Here is a 16,851-nt window from a genome sequence, read left to right as displayed (position 1 = left end):
CCGGCCCCGTTAAAAAAACAAAACGCAAACAACGACATAACGACGACAAGGCATAGGGTGAATACCAATGAGCGAGACAACGGCAGCGAACAAAAGCCCGGGAAGGATCTTTTACTGGATTGAACGCATCGGCAACAAGGTGCCTAATCCGTTTCTGTTATTCGTCTATCTGATTGTGGTGCTGATGGTATCGACCGCACTGCTCTCCTGGTTCGGTGTGGCGGTGAAAAACCCGGCCAGCGGCAAAATGGTGGAGGTTAAAAACCTGCTGAGTGTGGCGGGCATCCAGTGGATCCTGCCGAATATTATCAAGAACTTCAGCGGCTTTGCTCCGCTGGGTTCGATCCTCGCGCTGATGATCGGGGCCGGGCTGGCAGAGCGTACCGGGCTGCTGCAGGCGCTGATGAACAAGATGGCCTCCTTTGTCAGCGCCCGCTATGCCAGCTATATGGTGCTGTTTATCGCCTTCTTCAGCCACATCTCCTCCGATGCTGCGCTGGTGGTGATGCCGCCGCTGGGGGCGCTGATGTTTATCGCCGTTGGCCGCCATCCGGTTGCCGGGCTGCTGGCGGCGATTGCCGGCGTCGCCTCCGGTTTTACCGCCAACCTGCTGATCGTCACGACCGATGTGCTGCTCTCCGGGATCAGCAGCGAGGCGGCCAAAGCAGTCAGCGATACGGTTCACGTCAGCGTAGTGGATAACTGGTTCTTTATGGCCAGCTCAGTGATCGTGCTGACCGTTGCCGGGGGGCTGCTCACCGATAAATTCGTGGAGCCGCGTCTGCCCGCCTGGCAGGGTAACAGCGAAGAGAAGCTGGCCAGTCTGACCCCCCTGCAGAACCGTGGCCTGCTGATGAGCGGGCTTTCGGCGCTGATTTTTATCGGTCTGGTGGCGCTGATGGTGGTACCGGAGGGGGCCATGCTGCGCGATCCGGCCAGCGGGTCGATTATCCCGTCGCCGTTTATTAAGGGCATCGTCCCGCTGATTATTTTGTTTTTCTTTGTGGTGTCCATCACCTGGGGCGTGGCGACGAAGCAAATCAAACGGCCCGATGATATTCCCGCCCTGCTGATTGAACCGATGAAAAGTATGGCCGGATTTATCGTCATGGTGTTCCCGCTGGCCCAGTTTGTGGCGATGTTTAACTGGAGCAATATGGGGACGTTTATGGCGGTGGGGCTGACCGACCTGCTGGAGCAGATGGCGATGACCGGAGCCCCGGCGTTTATCGGGCTGATGTTCCTGTCCGCGTTCCTCTGTATGTTTATTGCCAGCGGTTCGGCCATCTGGTCGATTCTCGCCCCGATTTTCGTCCCGATGTTTATGCTGCTCGGCTTTCATCCGGCCTTCGCCCAGATGATTTTCCGCATTGCCGACTCGGCCGTTTTGCCGCTATCACCCATGTCACCGTTTCTGCCGCTGTTCCTCGGCTTTCTGCAGCGCTACCGCAAAGATGCCCAGCTCGGGACGTATTACACCTTGATTATGCCTTACCCCCTGGTGTTTTTTGCCGTGTGGATTTTGCTGCTGCTGGCATGGTACGCACTGGGTCTGCCGATTGGTCCCGGCGTCTATCCGTCCATGCCGTAATCCTGAGGGGGCTCCTTTCCAGGGGGGGCCCCCGCCTGAACGCTTAAAAATCATAATAAAAGGTCAGCCATGTGGTGTCCGGCTGATTATCGCTGGTTGAGGTAAAGGTATGTTCAAGAAAAAAAGATACACCGTAGGCCACCTTCACATACGCACCAAGGTAGAGGCGGTCGGCATGAAAATTTTCGTTCCCTTTTAACCGTAACGTATCGGCAGCCAGATAAGGCTGTATAGAGTGAAGCCACGGCTTCCCCAGCGAAAAGGTATAGCCAATAAAACTCTCCAGCCCATAGCCATGATTGGCGAAATAGTGCTCAACGTTTTTCCTGCCGTTAACCGGTACATAGTGCCGGTACCAGGTGGCGGTGCTCACCAGCGTCCAGTTGCCGGGCAACCACCTGACGACACCCCCGCTAAAATTCTGGTGGTAACGCCGACGTCCCCCCCGGGTGTCGCTGATGCTGGCATTGGTCTGATCCCAGACCGCTCCCAGTGTCAGATCCTTTCGCATCTGATAATCAACCCCCATTCCCTCACCGCTGTGACGCTGGTAATACTGGTTACCGCCTAACGGGGCGTGATGCTGGGGCAGCAGATAATCCGCATACAGCGTGAATTTACCCAGTGAATGGCGGTACTTAAAGGAGTTACGCGGGCGATCGCCCCCGGTAAAGTTTCCGTTGATGGCAATCCAGTCGGCATCCGCATGACCGTCATTATCCCACAGGTCACTTTTCCCCCCGATGACATCATGGTAGACACCGTGCTGGTGACCATAGGTAAGCTGGCCATAGCGCTCCACCTTTATTCCGCTAAATAACTGACGCTGCATATCCCAGTTTTTTGTGTGGTCATAATGATGTTTTATCCCCAGCATATGACCAAAATCCACGCCCCAGAGATAGCGCCCCACAAGGCTAACGACCGGCGTTAACTGGTAACCGACCGTAAAGCGAAAGCGTGATCCGCCGTCATGACCACGCCGTCTCACATCATCCTTGTGCGTCTGATCCCAGACAAACTCAGGGCGAATGCTGCCGGCAATCTTCAGACTCAGCGGTGCCAGTAACGGATGGCTGAAGGTGTTTTTTTTGATCACGTTGATCTCTGCCGTCGTTTTTGAGCTCCACAGGCTCAGTGCGAGGAAATACAGCGGCAAACCTGCCACTTTTTGAAGCGATGTCATAGAGGTGACTCCGTAAGCATGGGTAATCATCTCTTCTGCTTACAGAGTACATCTGATCAAATTTTAACCAAAACAGCGTAACCGCAGCCGGCGTTTACAGGGTGGGATTTGCATCACATTTATTTAACACTAAATAAACATTTTTATATCATTTCACTGTCGCTGTCATGGACTCACCGGTTACGCCTGCCACGGCAGCACGCCACGATGACGCCGCGCCAGCCAGGACGCCACCAGCATCAGGGCGACCACCAGCAGGATCATCAGGCAGCCGACCGCCGCCGCCAGCGTTGAGGAACCGCCTTCATCCAGAAAAACAATTGTCGGGCCGAGCGTCTGCGTATTCGACGTCACCAGCAATATCGACACCTGGATTTCATTCAGCGCGGTAAGGAACACCAGAATCGCCCCGGCAATCGCTGAGGGGGCGACCAGTGGCAACACAATATCCCGCATACGCCGCAGGAAACCCGCCCCCGCCAGTTGGGCCGCTTCGTCCAGTGATCGCTCAATGCGGGCAAAGCCGGCCAGGGTTGGGCGCAATACCAGCGCAAGAAAATTAGAGAGGTAGGCCGCAAGGATAATCCACACCGTACCGTAAAGGCTGACGTTCACCAGCGGCAGCGGCTTCAGGAAGAACAGCAGCGCGGCGATCCCCGTTACCACGCCAGGTAACGCAAAGGCCAGCTCACTGGAGAGGTGCAGTACACGCACCAGCCGGCTGCGTCGCCAGCTGAGGAAACAGGCCATAAACAGCGCCATCACGGTCAGGATGCACACCGCCAGCAGCGTTAATCCCAGGCTGGTGAGAAACGCGTGGCGGACAGCCGGGTAGTCAAACAGCGCATTGCGGTAATTGACCAGCGTCAGCGACTGCATGTTCAGCGTCTGGCCGAACCCCTGGGTCAGCGAGGTGGTCAGCAGCGCCGACAGCGGCAGCAGCAGGATCAGCACCATCAGCAGCCAACTGGCGCACTCCACGGGCAGACGCCAGCGGCCGAGAGACTGGGTGAACGGCTGGGTGCTGCCGTTGACGCGCACGTCGCGTCGCCCGCCAAGCAGGCTGCTGACCAGCATGCCGCCCAGGGTGATCGCCGCCAGCAGCAGCGACAGTACCGCCATATCCGGCAGCGCCCCCGGGCCGGTGGTGTTGAGCTGCTGATAAACCAGGGTGATCAGCGTCGGCACGCGCCCCGGAATGCCCAGCATCGCCTGAATACCAAAATTCCCGGCGGCAGCGACAAATGACAGTGCCGCCCCGGCAAAGATAGCCGGACGTGCCAGTGGCAGCACCACGGTCAGCAGCACGCGCAGCGGGGAGGCCCCCGTGATCCGCGCTGCCTCGACCAGTTCGGCGGGCAGCCGCTGCAGCCCGGCACGTACCGCCAGGAACACCAGCGGTGCATTATGCAGGCCGAGGAGAAGAATAATCCCGCCCAGCGAATAGAGCGGCGGTGGCCCCCCGCGGTCCACCGGCAGACCCAGCGCCGCCAGCCACTGCACAAGCAGGCTGGAGGGCGACAGCGCCTGTACCCAGGCCAGCGCAGTCACCTGCGGTGGGATCATCAGCGGCAGAATAAAGGCAAAGACCCAGGCGGACTTTGCGCGCATAGAACTGATCGCCACCAGCCATGCAGCCAGGGTACCGAGCAGCAGCGCCAGTGCCGTCGAGGCCAGGGCAATCATCAGCGTGTTGCCGGTGGCACGCAGCACACGCGGCGTTGCCAGCAGACCGGACAGTCGCTGCATGTCCGGTACGCCCTGCGGTGCCACCGCCGCCCAGACCAGCCTCACCAGCGGCGCGACGGACAGCAGCCCAATCACCAGCGCCAGCAGCCACAGCACCCAGCGTTCACTGCCGGGCCAGCGGCTCCACGGCGTTCTGGGGAGACGGCGCGTCAGAGAGGGCAGCACGCTCATGTCTTATCCGCCGAAGATTTCAGTGAACTGATCGCGTACCTGTTTATCGTCGGCCACCGCCTTATCGCTGTCCAGCGTCAGCAGCTTAATGCTGTCAAACGGCGCAAAGCCTTCCGGTGCCGCAACGCGTTTGTCGATCGGGCGGTTACCCTGCCGGGCGACCAGCTGCTGACCTTTTTCTGACAGCATAAAGTCAACGAAAGCTTTCGCGGCCGCCACATTGTGGGCACCTTTCAGGATCGCCACGGGTTCAGTGACAAACGACACCCCTTCCTGCGGATAAACCAGATCGACCGGCGATCCCTGTTTTTTGGCGCGGATCAGATCGGCATCGGTGATCACCCCGTACTTCGCCATCCCGCTGGCCACCGCTTTCAGTGCCGGACCGTTACCCCCTTCCGGCGTGATGCCGTTGGCCGCCAGCTTTTTATAGAATGTCCAGCCGATGGACGGCGTGCCGATTGCCGTGTGCAGATGATACAAGGCCGCTCCGGAATAAAGCGGGCTGGGGACCGCCACCTGCCCGCGGTTCTCCGGGTCGGTCAGGGCCATCCAGCTGTTGACCGGTTTCGCCTTCTGCGTGTTATAGCCGATCACCGTGGCGATAATTTTGGTACCGAACCAGGTCTTATCCTTGTCATAAAAGTTCGGGCTGATATGGCTGACCGGCGCCTGCGGATACGCCATCAGTTGGCCCTCTTTCTTCAGTGCGCCGAGGTTGATGGAATCGGCCACCAGCAGAACGTCTGCTTTCACATCGCCGCTCATCATTTCCGTGCGCAGGACGTTCATCAGTTGCGTGGTGCCGTTACGCGTCCACTGCACCTCTATTCCGGGGTTAGCGGCTTTAAACGCATCAATGGTCTGCTGGGCAATTTCCGGTGCCTGTGAGGTATAGACCACCAGCCTGCTATCGGCGGTAGCGGTGAGGGAAGAGAAGCCAGTAAGCAGAGCCAGAACCGTTATCGTGCTACGCATATCCCTGAGATCCTTAAGGTAATGAAAGAAAAATTAAGCAGGAATGACCCAGCCGTCGATCGCCACCAGCTTCAGACGGTCGCCCGTCTGCCACAGCGGTTCATCGGTCAGCATCAGGGTCAGGCGGTTCTGCGGATCGGCCTCCGGGGCGATCTCCAGCTGGCGGTAGCCGCCCCGGTAGATCACCCGCTGGATGGTGCCCCAGAAACCAGTTTGATGTTCTTCAGCCAGACGCAGGTCAGCCGCATGGAGGCAGATTTTGCCGGACGGCAGAACCGCCTGCTGCAGGCTGGCTCGCAGTGCGATGCGCTGGCCATACAGGGTGACCCAGGCGCTGCCCTGGCCATCCGGTTCGACATCGCTGACCGTGACAACGCGGCCATCATCAATAAACCGCGCCACCATTTCACAGGCAGGCTGGCGATAAAGGGTCTGCGGGCTGGCGAACTGCATCACACGTCCGGCCTGCATCACCACAATCCGGTCGGCCAGTGCCATCGCTTCGTGTTGATCGTGAGTGATATACAACAGCGTGGCACCGGAGTGCTGGTGGAAGCGGGTAAATTCCTCTTCCATCGTGGCACGCAGATGGACATCGAGATTGGCCAGCGGCTCATCCAGCAGCACCAGCTGCGGGCGGGTGACCAGGCAGCGGGCCAGCGCCACACGCTGACGCTGACCACCGGAGAGATCGGCGGGTTTGCGTCCGGCCATTCCCGCCAGCCCTACCTGCAGCAGGGCGGCGGCCACGCGCTGCTGTCGCAGGCTGGGCGCCATCCCTTTCACTTTCAGGCTGTACTCCACGTTCTCTGACACTGACATATGTGGCCACAGGGCATAGTTCTGAAAGACGATGCTCAGGTCGCGCTGCTCCGGCGGCAGATGCTGCCCGGGGGCGCTGTAGCAGCGTTCCCCCACCACGATGGTGCCGGCATCCGGCGTTTCAAAACCGGCCAGGGTGCGCAGCAGCGTGGTTTTGCCACAGCCGGAGGGGCCGAGAACCGCAATAAACTCGCCGTGCTCTATGCGCAACGAAACGTCGCGCAGCACCGGCTGCGTGCCAAAAGATTTACACAGGTTGTCGATCAGGATCTCAGACATGGATACGGCGCGTCTCCGTTGGTAACAGCAACGGGTTAAAACATACTGAGCGCAGATGACAGACAGGTGACAAGGCGGGAGCCTCACCCGTTATTGACCGCCCCGCACCGGGATAAGGATGAGCCGGAACAGCAGGTCTGCCCCGGAAATAAAACAGCTGGCGGGATCGCAGGGGCCGATCTTCTTTTTTGATCGACCCGTAAAGGCTAGCCGACGATCGGGGTCTTGGTTTTATTCAGCGCGTTCATAAAGGCCTCATCCAGATGCAGATGCTGCTTTACCAGCGCCGGTGGTGTCAGGGCCAGCCACTGATTAAGCGACAGGTCTGCATAGTAATCGCTTTTAAACAGCTCTAAAAACCGCAGCGGCTTATCCCCGGTGTTTTCAATATAGTGCCCCATGGCAAAGGGAACATAGCCCACATCCCCCGCGCGAAAATCGAAGGTCCGCGCCTCGCCCGAGGAGGCAAAGACCCCCATGCGCCCCTGCCCTTCCAGATAGTACTGCCATTCGTCGTTATTGGGATGCCAGTGCAGTTCGCGCATCGCCCCCGGCTGCAGTTCTACCAGTGCAGCGGCCACGGTTTTGGCGATTTTAAAATTGGAGGAGTCGGTAATGCGCACCGTACCGCCTTTCAGCGTCATGGGTTTTTGCGCCATCATGCGGTGGCTGAACTGCAGCGTGGAACGTTTAGCGCCAGCCATCGCATCGGCACTGAGCGCCCCCGGCACCTGACCGGCGAAGATATACTCATCGGACGGTGACGGCAGCGAGCTGAAGGTGCTGGCAGGGACACCAAAGTTTTTCGCCAGCACCTCCGGGGGAATATGTTTGAACCAGTCGCTGAGTAAGAAGGTGCTGTCCTCATCAAAGTTACCGTCGTCGAAGGCCAGCAGGAACTCGCAGCCGTCCGGTCCCAGTCCCTGAATGGAGTGCGGCATACCAGACGGGAAGTACCACAAATCACCGACACCGACGTCATCCACAAACCAGCCGCCGTTGGTGTCCAGAGCAGTAATGCGGGCTTTGCCGTAAAGCATATAGGCCCACTCTCCCTCCTTATGCCAGTGCAACTCGCGGATACCGCCGCTGTTCAGCCGCATATCCACTCCGGCAATGGTGGTAGAGATCCCCAACTCACGCTGCGTCACCTGGCGGGTCCAGCCGCCAGTGCCCTTGCGCACATGGGCGTCGCTAAAGGAGAAACGTAAGTTAGGCAGTGTGCCACTGTCGGTCGATGGCGGGTTCACAATATCCGGATTTTCCGCTTCACGGGTGGGGTCGTGCGGGCCGGGATCCGTGCCGCCCATATTCCCGTTGACAGGCCGTGCAGCGGGCTGTTCGTGGGCGTGAACCTTACCGGCAGCCAGTGCCACGGTGCCTCCGGCGGCAAAAGCCATAAAACGGCGACGTGAAAGAGGATTCATCGCGGAATTTCCTTATGTCAGTCAAAAAATGGACAACACCTACGGCACACCGATGCCGACAATTGATAAGATTAGGTGATGATTTTTTGCCCTTCCAGCGGAATACCTGCCGGAAAATAAGGGAAATGTAAGCAGGGATCCATCAGCGATTTTAATCACATGAGGGTTAATAACACCTCTAACACAAACATTTAATCGATAAATTCAACGCCGTTGACGATCTGTTTCCATCAGGACGTCGGAAAGGCACAAAACAGCGGTAAGATATTAAAATTATTTATCGACGCCATTACGTGCGAAGACATACCTCGTTACAGCCGATAACGCATGATTGCTTTATACGGCGCGCCCGGTTACCGCCTAGAATAAGGTTAATCGTTCCTCCTTCCTGCCCTCTGAATAAAGGCTGTTATGAACATCGATTCGGATATTACCTTTCGTAAACTGGAAATTTTCATCGCCTTTATGCAACTGGGCAATCTGGCCCGCACCGCCGATGCCCTGCGGATCAGCAGCGTCAGCGTACACCGGGCCTTGCACAGCCTGGAAGAGAGCGTGCGCTGCCCGCTGTTTATTCATAAAGGTCGCAATCTGGTGCCGTTGCCGGCGGCGCATACCCTGTGGGAATACAGTCAGGAAGCGCTGGATATGATGTCACGCGGGGTGGAGGAGACACGAAAAACGGCCGGCGTAGGCCAGGGAAGAATACGCCTTGGCACCCTCTATTCACTGACGCTGGAAACCATCCCACAGTTGATTATGGGCATGAAATTACGCCGCCCGGACCTGGAGATGGAACTGACCATGGGTTCAAATCAGATGCTGACGGCGCGGCTGGAAGAGGGCACGCTGGATGCCATTCTGATTGCGGTTGCCCCCGGCGATCTCGACCACGGTCGCTTTGAGAGCCTGCCGCTGTTTGACGATGACATTTTCCTTGCGGCCCCGGCGGCGTCAGGCCTTGATACCAGTTTCCCCGCCGATCTGCGTGACTTTCGTCAGGAAAAATTTGTCTCACTGGCGGAAGGTTTTGCCACCTGGCAGGGGTTCCAGGAGGCCTTTAATATTGCCGGCTATGAGCCAGACATCGTCACCCGGGTTAACGATATTTTCTCTATGCTGAGTCTGGTTCAGGCGGGTGTCGGCTATACGCTGCTGCCGGGCAGGATGAAACGCGTGTATGAAAATTCAGTGCAGTTGCTCAGGCTGGCACAGCCTTATCAGATGCGTCAGAACATCGCCATTGTCTTTGAGCGCAACCGCGAACACGATCCGAACCTGCTGGCGCTGGTCGCTGAGGGCCGTATGTACAGCCGCCAGCGCCTGCTGACTACGACGCCGCCCTGAGACGCTCTGCCAGACGACGCACCAGCAGCTCGCCGCTCTGTTCCAGCGACACCGCCTCCCCCGGACAGCCACAAAATGCCACGCGCGTCAGACCGGTCAGCGTGGCGCCGGGCGGCATCTCAATCGCCAGCCGGACCTCGCGTTCGTTGGCCGCCACCATGGCCTCATGCCAGCGCACGGTACGCGCCATATTGTTCGCCAGATCGTCGGCTATCTGCTCTGGCTGCCACATCGCGCGGGCGGTGCTGCCACTCAGGTACGCACACGACGGCCGCGTCAGGCTTACCGAACGGAAGGCGTCGGCCAGTCTCGCAGCCGGTTCCGCCAGCAGTGCACAGTGTGAGGGTACGCTGACTGCCAGCCGGTGGATTTTCTGTGCTCCGGCGGCGCGGGCGCGGGTGGCCACGGCGCTCATTGCCGCCTCACTGCCGGCAATCACCATCTGCAGCGGTGAATTAATATTGGCCAGCCAGCACTCACTGCCCAGCAGCGGCACAAGCTGCGCCTCTCTCAGACCGATAATCGCCGTCAGGCCATAACCTTCGGGGTAGGCCTCTTCCATCAGCGTGCCGCGCAGGGCCACCAGACGGACGGCATCGCTGAAGGGCAGTGCGCCGGCAACCACGGCTGCCGGAAAGGCGCCAATCGACAGACCACAGGTCATATCCGCGTCAATGCCCTGCCGGCGGAGTTCACGCGCATGTGCGACGCCGGCAATCAGCAGGCAGAGCTGGACAGCGCGGGTGTGTTGCAGTGCGGTCGCACCGTCCAGCTGACGTGCATCCTGCTGCAGGATCTCACTGGCCTCATCCAGCAGCGCCGCGCCGCCGGGTAACTGTTGCAGCATACCGGGGCGCTGTGCGCCCTGGCCGGGAAAAGAGAAGAGAATTTTCATGATGTTGCACTCCACGGCTGGGGGGTCATACGTGGTCCTGCGTTGGTTTTCAGCAGTACCTGCCCATCGCGCAACCATTCGTTTAAGGCAAAAGCGCCCCAGGGGGTTTCCACCTGCGTATCGGCCCGGCACGGCAGCTGGCTGACAAATGTCTGCCAGCGCCGCAGCGCCTGCTCCGCCAGCGGCTCAGGGCTGCGGATCAGCAGATCGAGATCGCTGCTGTCGTGCAGCACCGGAACCTCCGTAGCCAGCGCGTAACCCACGCTGCCGGTGATCCCCCATGGCCACTCCCAGCGTTGCTGTGCCAGTTGGATCGCCGCCTGCACCGGCTGCTGGGAAACAAAGGGCGAGGCCAGCAGCCGTTCGGTCACGCTCAGCGCCTCCGGTGACAGCCTGCGGATAATACGCTCTGGTGCCACCCAGCCTGCGGCACGTCGATCGCGCCGCAGGCCACGCACGCCCACCGGAATGCGCCCATGCTGATCCTGGTCGCGACGCACCACCAGCGGCAGATCGCTGCGCCACTGGCTGGCGACCCACTCAGGCAGATCGCCCTCAAGGGCATCCGTTGTCTGGATCCAGATCAAATCATGTGGCGCAATGGTCATATTACATCCCGGCGGTAAGGGTGATAAACAGCGGTAACGTGATGATACACAACAGCGAACTGATCAGCAGCGTCGCCTCGGCATCCGGTGACTGTACGCCAAAGCGGTTGCCAAATACCACGCCAAAGAACCCGGCGGACAGCGCCACCATCAGGATCGCGGTGATCGCCACCTGACCGCTAATGCCGAAGGCGATCACCAGCCCCCAGGCGATAAACGGCTGGATCAACATGGTGGTGATGCTGGACAACACCACCACGCCGTTAATTTTCAGCTGGCGGGCCGACAGGATCACCCCGGTCAGGAACAGCGCACCGGCGGTGGCGGCTAACCCTAAGGGTTTGATGGCTGACAGCACCATGCCCGGCATAGAAACCCCCAGGCCAGACAGCACCACCCCCAGCAGCGGCCCCCAGACAATCGGTTTGGTCACCGAACGCCACATCAGTACCGGCAGCATGCCGATCCCGGCGCTCGCGCCATCCCCTGCCGCCCGTGCTTTTTCCCTTTCCAGCGTCAGCAGACAGAAAGGCGTCATCAGCACTGAACCACAGGCAATCGAGACGGCAACCGACAGTGAGGTCGAGGCACCTTCACCCAGCACGCTGCCGAGGATCGGCAGGCCCAGCGCCGCATAGTTTGGCAGGGCGACGGTGAGCGTCAGCACTGCCGCATCCTGCGGAGACTTATGGAACAGCCGCGTGCTGATAAAATAGATCGCCGCATAGACAATCCACATCGCCAGCACCAGCACCAGAATCAAGGGCGACTGCTGGACAATACCGGCCCACGGCGTCTGCACCGTGGCGCTGAACAGCGCCGCCGGCAGGGCGAAATCCATCACAAAAATATTCAATAAAGAGACGTTTTTATTGTCCACCATCCCGGCTTTACCGGCGTAAAAACCCAGCAACATAATCACAAAGATAGGGGCAAGAGCATTAATAATTACATAAGTCATAACATCACCTGGTAGTTGAAGAGAGCACAGGCGCGATGATTATTATTTTTCAGGTGTTTATCGTCGGGTATGTCTGCCATACCCGACGACACCTGGCAGGTTGTCTTATGGCTCTTTATTGCTGGCGTGCACACTACCAGAGGCTGCGCATACGCTCCCTGACGGCTTTTGAACTGCGGCGGTTTTCCGCCTGCAGGCGGCACGTCAGGCCGGGATCGCGCCGGGCGGCTGCGAGAGCGTCCGTCAGCGCCTGCTGAACCTGCGCCACGTCGTCAGCCTCCGGGGCATCCGGCTGGCGGATATCCAGCAGCGACTCCAGCAGCCCAAGGGTGTGGTAGTTCCTGATGTCATAGGCCATCGGCGGAATGGTCTGTGCCAGTTTTTCCAGGGCCTCAACGCTGCGCAAGGTAATGCGCGCCGCCGCCTCTTTGCCCATGGCGTGGATCAGCACGCCACTGTCGTTGAAGGCGATCAGCCGGTTGGCCTGGTAGCCGTGGGCGAGGAAAGCCCCGGACATCGCTTTACCGACGATCAGCCCAATCACGATGTGCCCGGCCAGACGCGCCTCGGCGTAAGCGCCTGCTGCTGCTGCCAGCGCCTGATGAATGCCAAAAGCCTCTTCACGGCGTCCGTACGCCTGGCTCGGTACATCAATCACCGCGACAATTGGCCGCTTATGCGCGCTGGCCGCATCCTGCTCCACCGTTTCGTTAATGACTTTTGCCAGCGTCCAGCCTTCCAGCAGCCCGACTTCGCCCCGTGCGGCGCGGGGGTAATGGTTAGCGGCATCAGGCACCACGGCAATAAAACGGGCATCCTCGCCGTTCAGCTCACCGTCAGCCACCTGCACTGACGGGCATAATCCCGCCAGGCGGGTCGCCCCGGCAGTCAGCTGCTGAAGCCAGATTTCACCACGTCCTGTTGGCTGTTTCATTTGCGATCCTCCCCACTGAATAACGCTGTGATTTGTTGTGCATCGGCCTGCTGACGGGTATCAAACTGCGCCAGGCGCGGCAGGTAGTGCTGATAGCGACGCGAACGCGGCATCGCCGGGACGCCTTTTGCCAGCGCATCGCGCATTGCCTGTTTAATCGCCTGCTGACCATCGGCAACGAGAGCATCCACCAGGCCGCTGCGGGCGCGCACTTCGCCCCCGGTCATGCTCCAGATAAACGGCCGGTCGCGGGAATCATACTCATCAATGCCCGCTTCCTGTTCAATGACCTGTGGGCCATTCAGGCCCAGCCGGGCTTCCCGGGTGACAATCAGGTAGCTGCACAGCCCGGCGGCAATCGACATCCCGCCGAAGCACCCTACCGTACCGGCAATAATGCCCACCACCGGGGTGTAACGACGCAGGTCAACGATGGCCGCGTGAATATCGGCAATCGCCGCCAGCCCGAGATTGGCCTCCTGCAGGCGCACGCCGCCCGTTTCCAGGCACAACACCGCGCGGGTTGGGATACCGTTGCGGTTATCTTCTGCCGCCAGTTCCAGCGCAGCGGCCATCTTCGCGCCGGAGACTTCGCCCATGCTGCCGCCCTGGAAACCGCCTTCAATGGCGATCACCACGGCAGGCTGGCCGTCGATGGTGCCTTTTGCCACCACCATGCCGTCGTCAGACTGCGGCACAATACCCTGCGCACCCAGCCACGGCGACATCATGCCGTCAAACGGATCAAGCAGTTCACGGAAGCTGCCGTCATCCAGCAGCAGGCGGGCGCGCTCACGCGCTTTCAGTTCAATAAAGCTGCTGTCATTACGCATCGGCTGCCTCCTCAAACACCTGTTCAATGCGGATGCGTGCCACGCCCGGGGTGGCACCAAAATCGTGAATGGTCATCTGGCCGGACGGTAATGCCCCGAAGCTGCTCAGGCGCTCAAATAACGCCTGCCAGCGTGGGCTGCTGTTATCCACGGAGGTGGTGATCGCCACGCGCAGTTCGTCTTTGTCATCAGCGACGTAGAGCACTTCCATATCGCCGGATCCCACCACGCCCGCCAGCGCTTTACCGCTGAGGTGGCGTGTAGCCGGAAAAGAAAAGGTTATCTGTTGCATAAGATCCTCGTAAAATTTGTTTCATCTGCGGGCAGACCGGAGACAGGCCTCGCCCGACAAAGCACCGGGTTACCCCACACAGACACGATCCAGAAACAGCGCCGCAGACAGCAGGTCAGCCGCACCGCCCGGTGAGGCGTTCAGTGCCAGCATCTGTGCATCAAGCTGCATAAGGGCCTGATAGCCAGCAGGCTGCTGCACGCCGCCCGCCGCCAGCACCGCGCGTGCGCCCTGCTGCATCGTCACCAGGCCCGCCATTCCGGCCCGCGACAGTACGCAGGTATCACTCAGTGACGTCATGATGGCCATCAGCGCATCCAGCCGGGCGGCGTCCACACCGGCGCCCTGCTGGCGGCTTTGCCACAGCTGCGGCAACGCCAGAGTGATCACATGAGGGAAACCCTGCCGGGCCTCTTCACGGGCACCGGGCAGACGGTAGCGTGAGCTGGCACGCTGGCCATTGCTGAACAGCTTCGGGGCAGCCTCATCCGGCAGCTGTGCCAGGCGGGCTGCCGTACTGACCACCTGCGTCAGGCTACCCATGCCGCCACACATCGACGCGGCAGAAACCAGCAGCCCCAGCGCCCAGATCGCTCCGCGATGGGTATTGACCCCACCGGTCTCCCGCATCATGACGGCTTCCCCGTCGCGTCCCAGCCGGCCTGCCGTCTGGCGCAGGGCGATATCCGCCGGGCGTCGCCAGCTTTGCAGCGCCATCTCACGAAACATCGGCGTCAGGCTGTGGGCAGACCGCTCCATCAGCGCCAGCGTCAAATCGTGATGCGCTCCGCTGCCGCGACGATCGACCAGCCCCGGCTTGGGCGTCAGCTTCGCTTCCATCAGCAGACAACGCGTGGCCAGCGCGGCCAGACGCTGCGCGTGACGTTCAGCAGGTGAGGCGGCGATCTGCCGCTGCAGGCTCATTACCAGCTCCTGAATTTAGCCGGTGGCTGATATAACCCGCCGGACCATTCGACCAGGTCAGCGACACTGCCGGCAGCCAGCAGAGAGCGGCGGGCATCGGTCCGGCGAATATCCAGATCTTCCGGGAAGGCGACTTTGCCTTCACGGCGCAGCTGTGTGACGCGCTTCGCATCCACGCCCAGCCCGATATCGGTGATACCGGCCACGGCGGCGACCATGGCACGCCGTTCTTCCAGCGACTTCGCCCGATAGAGGTAAGCAATCCCCTCTTCGGTCAGGACGTGGGTCACGTCGTCCCCGTAGATCATCACCGGAGCCAGCGGCATACCGGACGCTTTCGCCACGTCGACCGCTTCCAGCTTCTCGACGAAGGTCGGTTTTGATCCGGCCTGGAAGGTTTCCACCATCTGTACCACCAGCTTGCGGCCGCGTGCCATCGGATCGGGTTCATTGATCATCGCCAGCCAGGCGAGCGTTGCATGGCGTCGGCCGTGCGGGTCATGGCCCATATTCGGCGCACCGCCAAAGCCCGACAGACGGCCACGGGTGACCGTAGAGGAGTTGGCGTCACCATCGACCTGTAAGGTGGAACCGATAAACATATCGGCGGCGTACTGTCCGGCCATCTGGCAGAAGGCGCGGTTCGAGCGCATGGAGCCGTCAGCACCGGTAAAGAACACGTCCGGACGGGCGGCGACGTATTTTTCCATGCCCAGTTCACCGCCGAAGCAGTGCACGCTTTCTACCCAGCCGCTTTCAATCGCCGGGATCAGGGTCGGATGCGGGTTCAGCGTCCAGTGGCGGCAGATTTTGCCTTTCAGCCCCAGCTGTTCACCGTAAGTGGGCAGCAGCAGCTCAATGGCGGCGGTGTTAAAACCAATCCCGTGGTTCAGCGACTGCACCTGGTGCTCGGCGTAAATACCTTTGATCGCCAGCATCGCCATCAGCACGTGTTCCTGCTTGATCAGGCGTGGATCGCGGGTAAACAGCGGTTCGATAAAGAACGGCCTGTCAGCCACGACAACAAAGTCTATCCACGAGCCCGGGATATCTACACGCGGCAGGTCACATTCGTCGTCGACCAGTTCATTGACCTGAGCAATGACAATGCCGTCATGGAACGCGGCGGCTTCCACCAGAGCGGGAGTATCCTCGGTGCTCGGGCCGGTGTAGAGGTTACCTTTGCGATCGGCTTTGAAACCGGCGACCAGCGCTACGTTCGGGATCAGGTCAACGTACAGCCGCGAGTAAAGTTCGATGTAGGTGTGAATGGCCCCGATTTCCAGCTGCCCGTCTTCCAGCAGTTGCGAAATACGCAGGCTTTGCGTGCCGGAGAAGGAAAAGTCGAGCTTGCGGGCGATGCCCTTTTCGAAAATGTCCAGATGTTCGCTGCGGCCCACGCTTGGCATGATCATATGCAGATCGTGCAACTTTTTCGGATCAGCCTGCGCCAGCGATCGTGAGAGGAAATCCGCCTGCTTTTGGTTGTTCCCCTCCATAACGACGCGATCGCCGGGCACGATCAGTTTTTCCAGCATGGCAACCAGATCGCCCGTAGGCAGTATTTTATTGTTCAGACCCAGGCTGGCAATACGGCGCTGTTTTTCACGGCGGCGCGTATCCCAGACACGGGGGGACGGGTTGGAAATCATGATAAAGCCTCCTGTAAGTGCATCCTGTCAGGGATGCTTCACTCTGATGACGAGTCTGCACCCAAACAAGACGTTCAAACAATTACGTCCGGTGTATCAAACATTACCCATGGCGTAACGGTTGATAAAAAAATCATCTTTATCAATAGATTATGAAATTCATTTTGAGGGCGAGGTCACCCTTTTTTCGTGCTGACCGGGT

Annotated in this window: 15 protein-coding genes; 2 read left to right on the top strand and 13 right to left on the bottom strand. The window is 59.7% G+C overall.

Going from position 1 to position 16,851, the window contains the following annotated elements:
* Nucleotides 1-67: 67 nt before the first annotated feature.
* Nucleotides 68-1,591 (top strand): p-aminobenzoyl-glutamate transporter, encoded by a 1,524-nt coding sequence (gene abgT, locus EPE01S_RS13460; protein WP_062745939.1) that lies wholly within the window; start codon nucleotides 68-70, stop codon nucleotides 1,589-1,591.
* A gap of 43 nt (nucleotides 1,592-1,634) precedes the next feature.
* On the opposite strand, the gene EPE01S_RS13455 is transcribed toward abgT, so the two are convergent.
* The 5 genes from EPE01S_RS13455 to EPE01S_RS13435 form a co-directional block, all read right to left on the bottom strand.
* Nucleotides 1,635-2,777: a porin gene (locus EPE01S_RS13455; RefSeq protein WP_062745937.1), complete on the bottom strand. Its 1,143-nt coding sequence runs from the start codon at nucleotides 2,775-2,777 to the stop codon at nucleotides 1,635-1,637.
* A 180-nt stretch (nucleotides 2,778-2,957) separates the two neighbouring features.
* Nucleotides 2,958-4,697: an ABC transporter permease gene (locus EPE01S_RS13450; RefSeq protein ID WP_062745935.1), complete on the bottom strand. Its 1,740-nt coding sequence runs from the start codon at nucleotides 4,695-4,697 to the stop codon at nucleotides 2,958-2,960.
* Nucleotides 4,698-4,700: 3 nt separating this feature from the next.
* On the bottom strand, nucleotides 4,701-5,675 hold the full coding sequence (locus tag EPE01S_RS13445) for an ABC transporter substrate-binding protein (RefSeq protein ID WP_062745932.1): 975 nt from the start codon (nucleotides 5,673-5,675) through the stop codon (nucleotides 4,701-4,703).
* 33 nt (nucleotides 5,676-5,708) lie between these two features.
* Nucleotides 5,709-6,776, bottom strand: a complete 1,068-nt coding sequence (locus tag EPE01S_RS13440; protein WP_062745930.1) for an ABC transporter ATP-binding protein — start codon at nucleotides 6,774-6,776, stop codon at nucleotides 5,709-5,711.
* Between the two features lie 206 nt (nucleotides 6,777-6,982).
* The gene (locus tag EPE01S_RS13435; protein ID WP_062745928.1) at nucleotides 6,983-8,203 is read right to left on the bottom strand and encodes an oxalate decarboxylase family bicupin; all 1,221 of its coding nucleotides are present in this window, start codon (nucleotides 8,201-8,203) and stop codon (nucleotides 6,983-6,985) included.
* 411 nt (nucleotides 8,204-8,614) lie between these two features.
* Between EPE01S_RS13435 and EPE01S_RS13430 the strand changes: the two genes are divergently transcribed.
* The gene (locus EPE01S_RS13430) at nucleotides 8,615-9,550 is read left to right on the top strand and encodes a LysR family transcriptional regulator (protein WP_062745926.1); all 936 of its coding nucleotides are present in this window, start codon (nucleotides 8,615-8,617) and stop codon (nucleotides 9,548-9,550) included.
* On the opposite strand, the gene mdcH is transcribed toward EPE01S_RS13430, so the two are convergent.
* From mdcH to mdcA, 8 genes are all read right to left on the bottom strand, one after another.
* Nucleotides 9,534-10,445, bottom strand: coding sequence for a malonate decarboxylase subunit epsilon (gene mdcH, locus EPE01S_RS13425; RefSeq protein WP_062745924.1), 912 nt, complete (start codon nucleotides 10,443-10,445; stop codon nucleotides 9,534-9,536). The genes EPE01S_RS13430 and mdcH overlap by 17 nt on opposite strands.
* A complete protein-coding gene (locus tag EPE01S_RS13420) occupies nucleotides 10,442-11,053 on the bottom strand; it encodes a malonate decarboxylase holo-ACP synthase (RefSeq protein WP_062745921.1) in 612 nt (203 codons plus the stop codon). The genes mdcH and EPE01S_RS13420 overlap by 4 nt, the downstream gene beginning before the upstream one ends.
* 1 nt (nucleotide 11,054) lies before the next feature.
* Nucleotides 11,055-12,014: an AEC family transporter gene (locus EPE01S_RS13415; protein WP_062745918.1), complete on the bottom strand. Its 960-nt coding sequence runs from the start codon at nucleotides 12,012-12,014 to the stop codon at nucleotides 11,055-11,057.
* Between the two features lie 133 nt (nucleotides 12,015-12,147).
* On the bottom strand, nucleotides 12,148-12,948 hold the full coding sequence (mdcE, locus tag EPE01S_RS13410; RefSeq protein ID WP_062745916.1) for a biotin-independent malonate decarboxylase subunit gamma: 801 nt from the start codon (nucleotides 12,946-12,948) through the stop codon (nucleotides 12,148-12,150).
* Nucleotides 12,945-13,781, bottom strand: coding sequence for a biotin-independent malonate decarboxylase subunit beta (locus tag EPE01S_RS13405; RefSeq protein ID WP_062745914.1), 837 nt, complete (start codon nucleotides 13,779-13,781; stop codon nucleotides 12,945-12,947). Before EPE01S_RS13405 ends, mdcE begins: the two co-directional genes overlap by 4 nt.
* On the bottom strand, nucleotides 13,774-14,073 hold the full coding sequence (gene mdcC / locus EPE01S_RS13400) for a malonate decarboxylase acyl carrier protein (RefSeq protein ID WP_062745911.1): 300 nt from the start codon (nucleotides 14,071-14,073) through the stop codon (nucleotides 13,774-13,776). Before mdcC ends, EPE01S_RS13405 begins: the two co-directional genes overlap by 8 nt.
* A 69-nt stretch (nucleotides 14,074-14,142) precedes the next feature.
* Nucleotides 14,143-14,997, bottom strand: coding sequence for a triphosphoribosyl-dephospho-CoA synthase (locus tag EPE01S_RS13395; RefSeq protein ID WP_062745909.1), 855 nt, complete (start codon nucleotides 14,995-14,997; stop codon nucleotides 14,143-14,145).
* Nucleotides 14,997-16,649, bottom strand: coding sequence for a malonate decarboxylase subunit alpha (mdcA, locus tag EPE01S_RS13390; protein ID WP_062745907.1), 1,653 nt, complete (start codon nucleotides 16,647-16,649; stop codon nucleotides 14,997-14,999). The genes EPE01S_RS13395 and mdcA overlap by 1 nt, the downstream gene beginning before the upstream one ends.
* Between the last annotated feature and the right edge of the window lie 202 nt (nucleotides 16,650-16,851).

The sequence above is a fragment of the Erwinia persicina NBRC 102418 genome, from assembly GCF_001571305.1.
GTDB classification, from domain to species: Bacteria; Pseudomonadota; Gammaproteobacteria; order Enterobacterales; family Enterobacteriaceae; genus Erwinia; species Erwinia persicina.
Note: the sequence above shows the minus strand (reverse complement) of the source record. Positions and strands in the feature narration are given on the sequence as shown.

Coding starts and splice junctions, on each gene's coding strand:
- abgT (WP_062745939.1), top strand. CDS start 68: ATGAGCGAGACAACGGCAGCGAACAAAAGCCCGGGAAGGATCTTTTAC.
- EPE01S_RS13455 (WP_062745937.1), bottom strand. CDS start 2,777: ATGACATCGCTTCAAAAAGTGGCAGGTTTGCCGCTGTATTTCCTCGCA.
- EPE01S_RS13450 (WP_062745935.1), bottom strand. CDS start 4,697: ATGAGCGTGCTGCCCTCTCTGACGCGCCGTCTCCCCAGAACGCCGTGG.
- EPE01S_RS13445 (WP_062745932.1), bottom strand. CDS start 5,675: ATGCGTAGCACGATAACGGTTCTGGCTCTGCTTACTGGCTTCTCTTCC.
- EPE01S_RS13440 (WP_062745930.1), bottom strand. CDS start 6,776: ATGTCTGAGATCCTGATCGACAACCTGTGTAAATCTTTTGGCACGCAG.
- EPE01S_RS13435 (WP_062745928.1), bottom strand. CDS start 8,203: ATGAATCCTCTTTCACGTCGCCGTTTTATGGCTTTTGCCGCCGGAGGC.
- EPE01S_RS13430 (WP_062745926.1), top strand. CDS start 8,615: ATGAACATCGATTCGGATATTACCTTTCGTAAACTGGAAATTTTCATC.
- mdcH (WP_062745924.1), bottom strand. CDS start 10,445: ATGAAAATTCTCTTCTCTTTTCCCGGCCAGGGCGCACAGCGCCCCGGT.
- EPE01S_RS13420 (WP_062745921.1), bottom strand. CDS start 11,053: ATGACCATTGCGCCACATGATTTGATCTGGATCCAGACAACGGATGCC.
- EPE01S_RS13415 (WP_062745918.1), bottom strand. CDS start 12,014: ATGACTTATGTAATTATTAATGCTCTTGCCCCTATCTTTGTGATTATG.
- mdcE (WP_062745916.1), bottom strand. CDS start 12,948: ATGAAACAGCCAACAGGACGTGGTGAAATCTGGCTTCAGCAGCTGACT.
- EPE01S_RS13405 (WP_062745914.1), bottom strand. CDS start 13,781: ATGCGTAATGACAGCAGCTTTATTGAACTGAAAGCGCGTGAGCGCGCC.
- mdcC (WP_062745911.1), bottom strand. CDS start 14,073: ATGCAACAGATAACCTTTTCTTTTCCGGCTACACGCCACCTCAGCGGT.
- EPE01S_RS13395 (WP_062745909.1), bottom strand. CDS start 14,997: ATGAGCCTGCAGCGGCAGATCGCCGCCTCACCTGCTGAACGTCACGCG.
- mdcA (WP_062745907.1), bottom strand. CDS start 16,649: ATGATTTCCAACCCGTCCCCCCGTGTCTGGGATACGCGCCGCCGTGAA.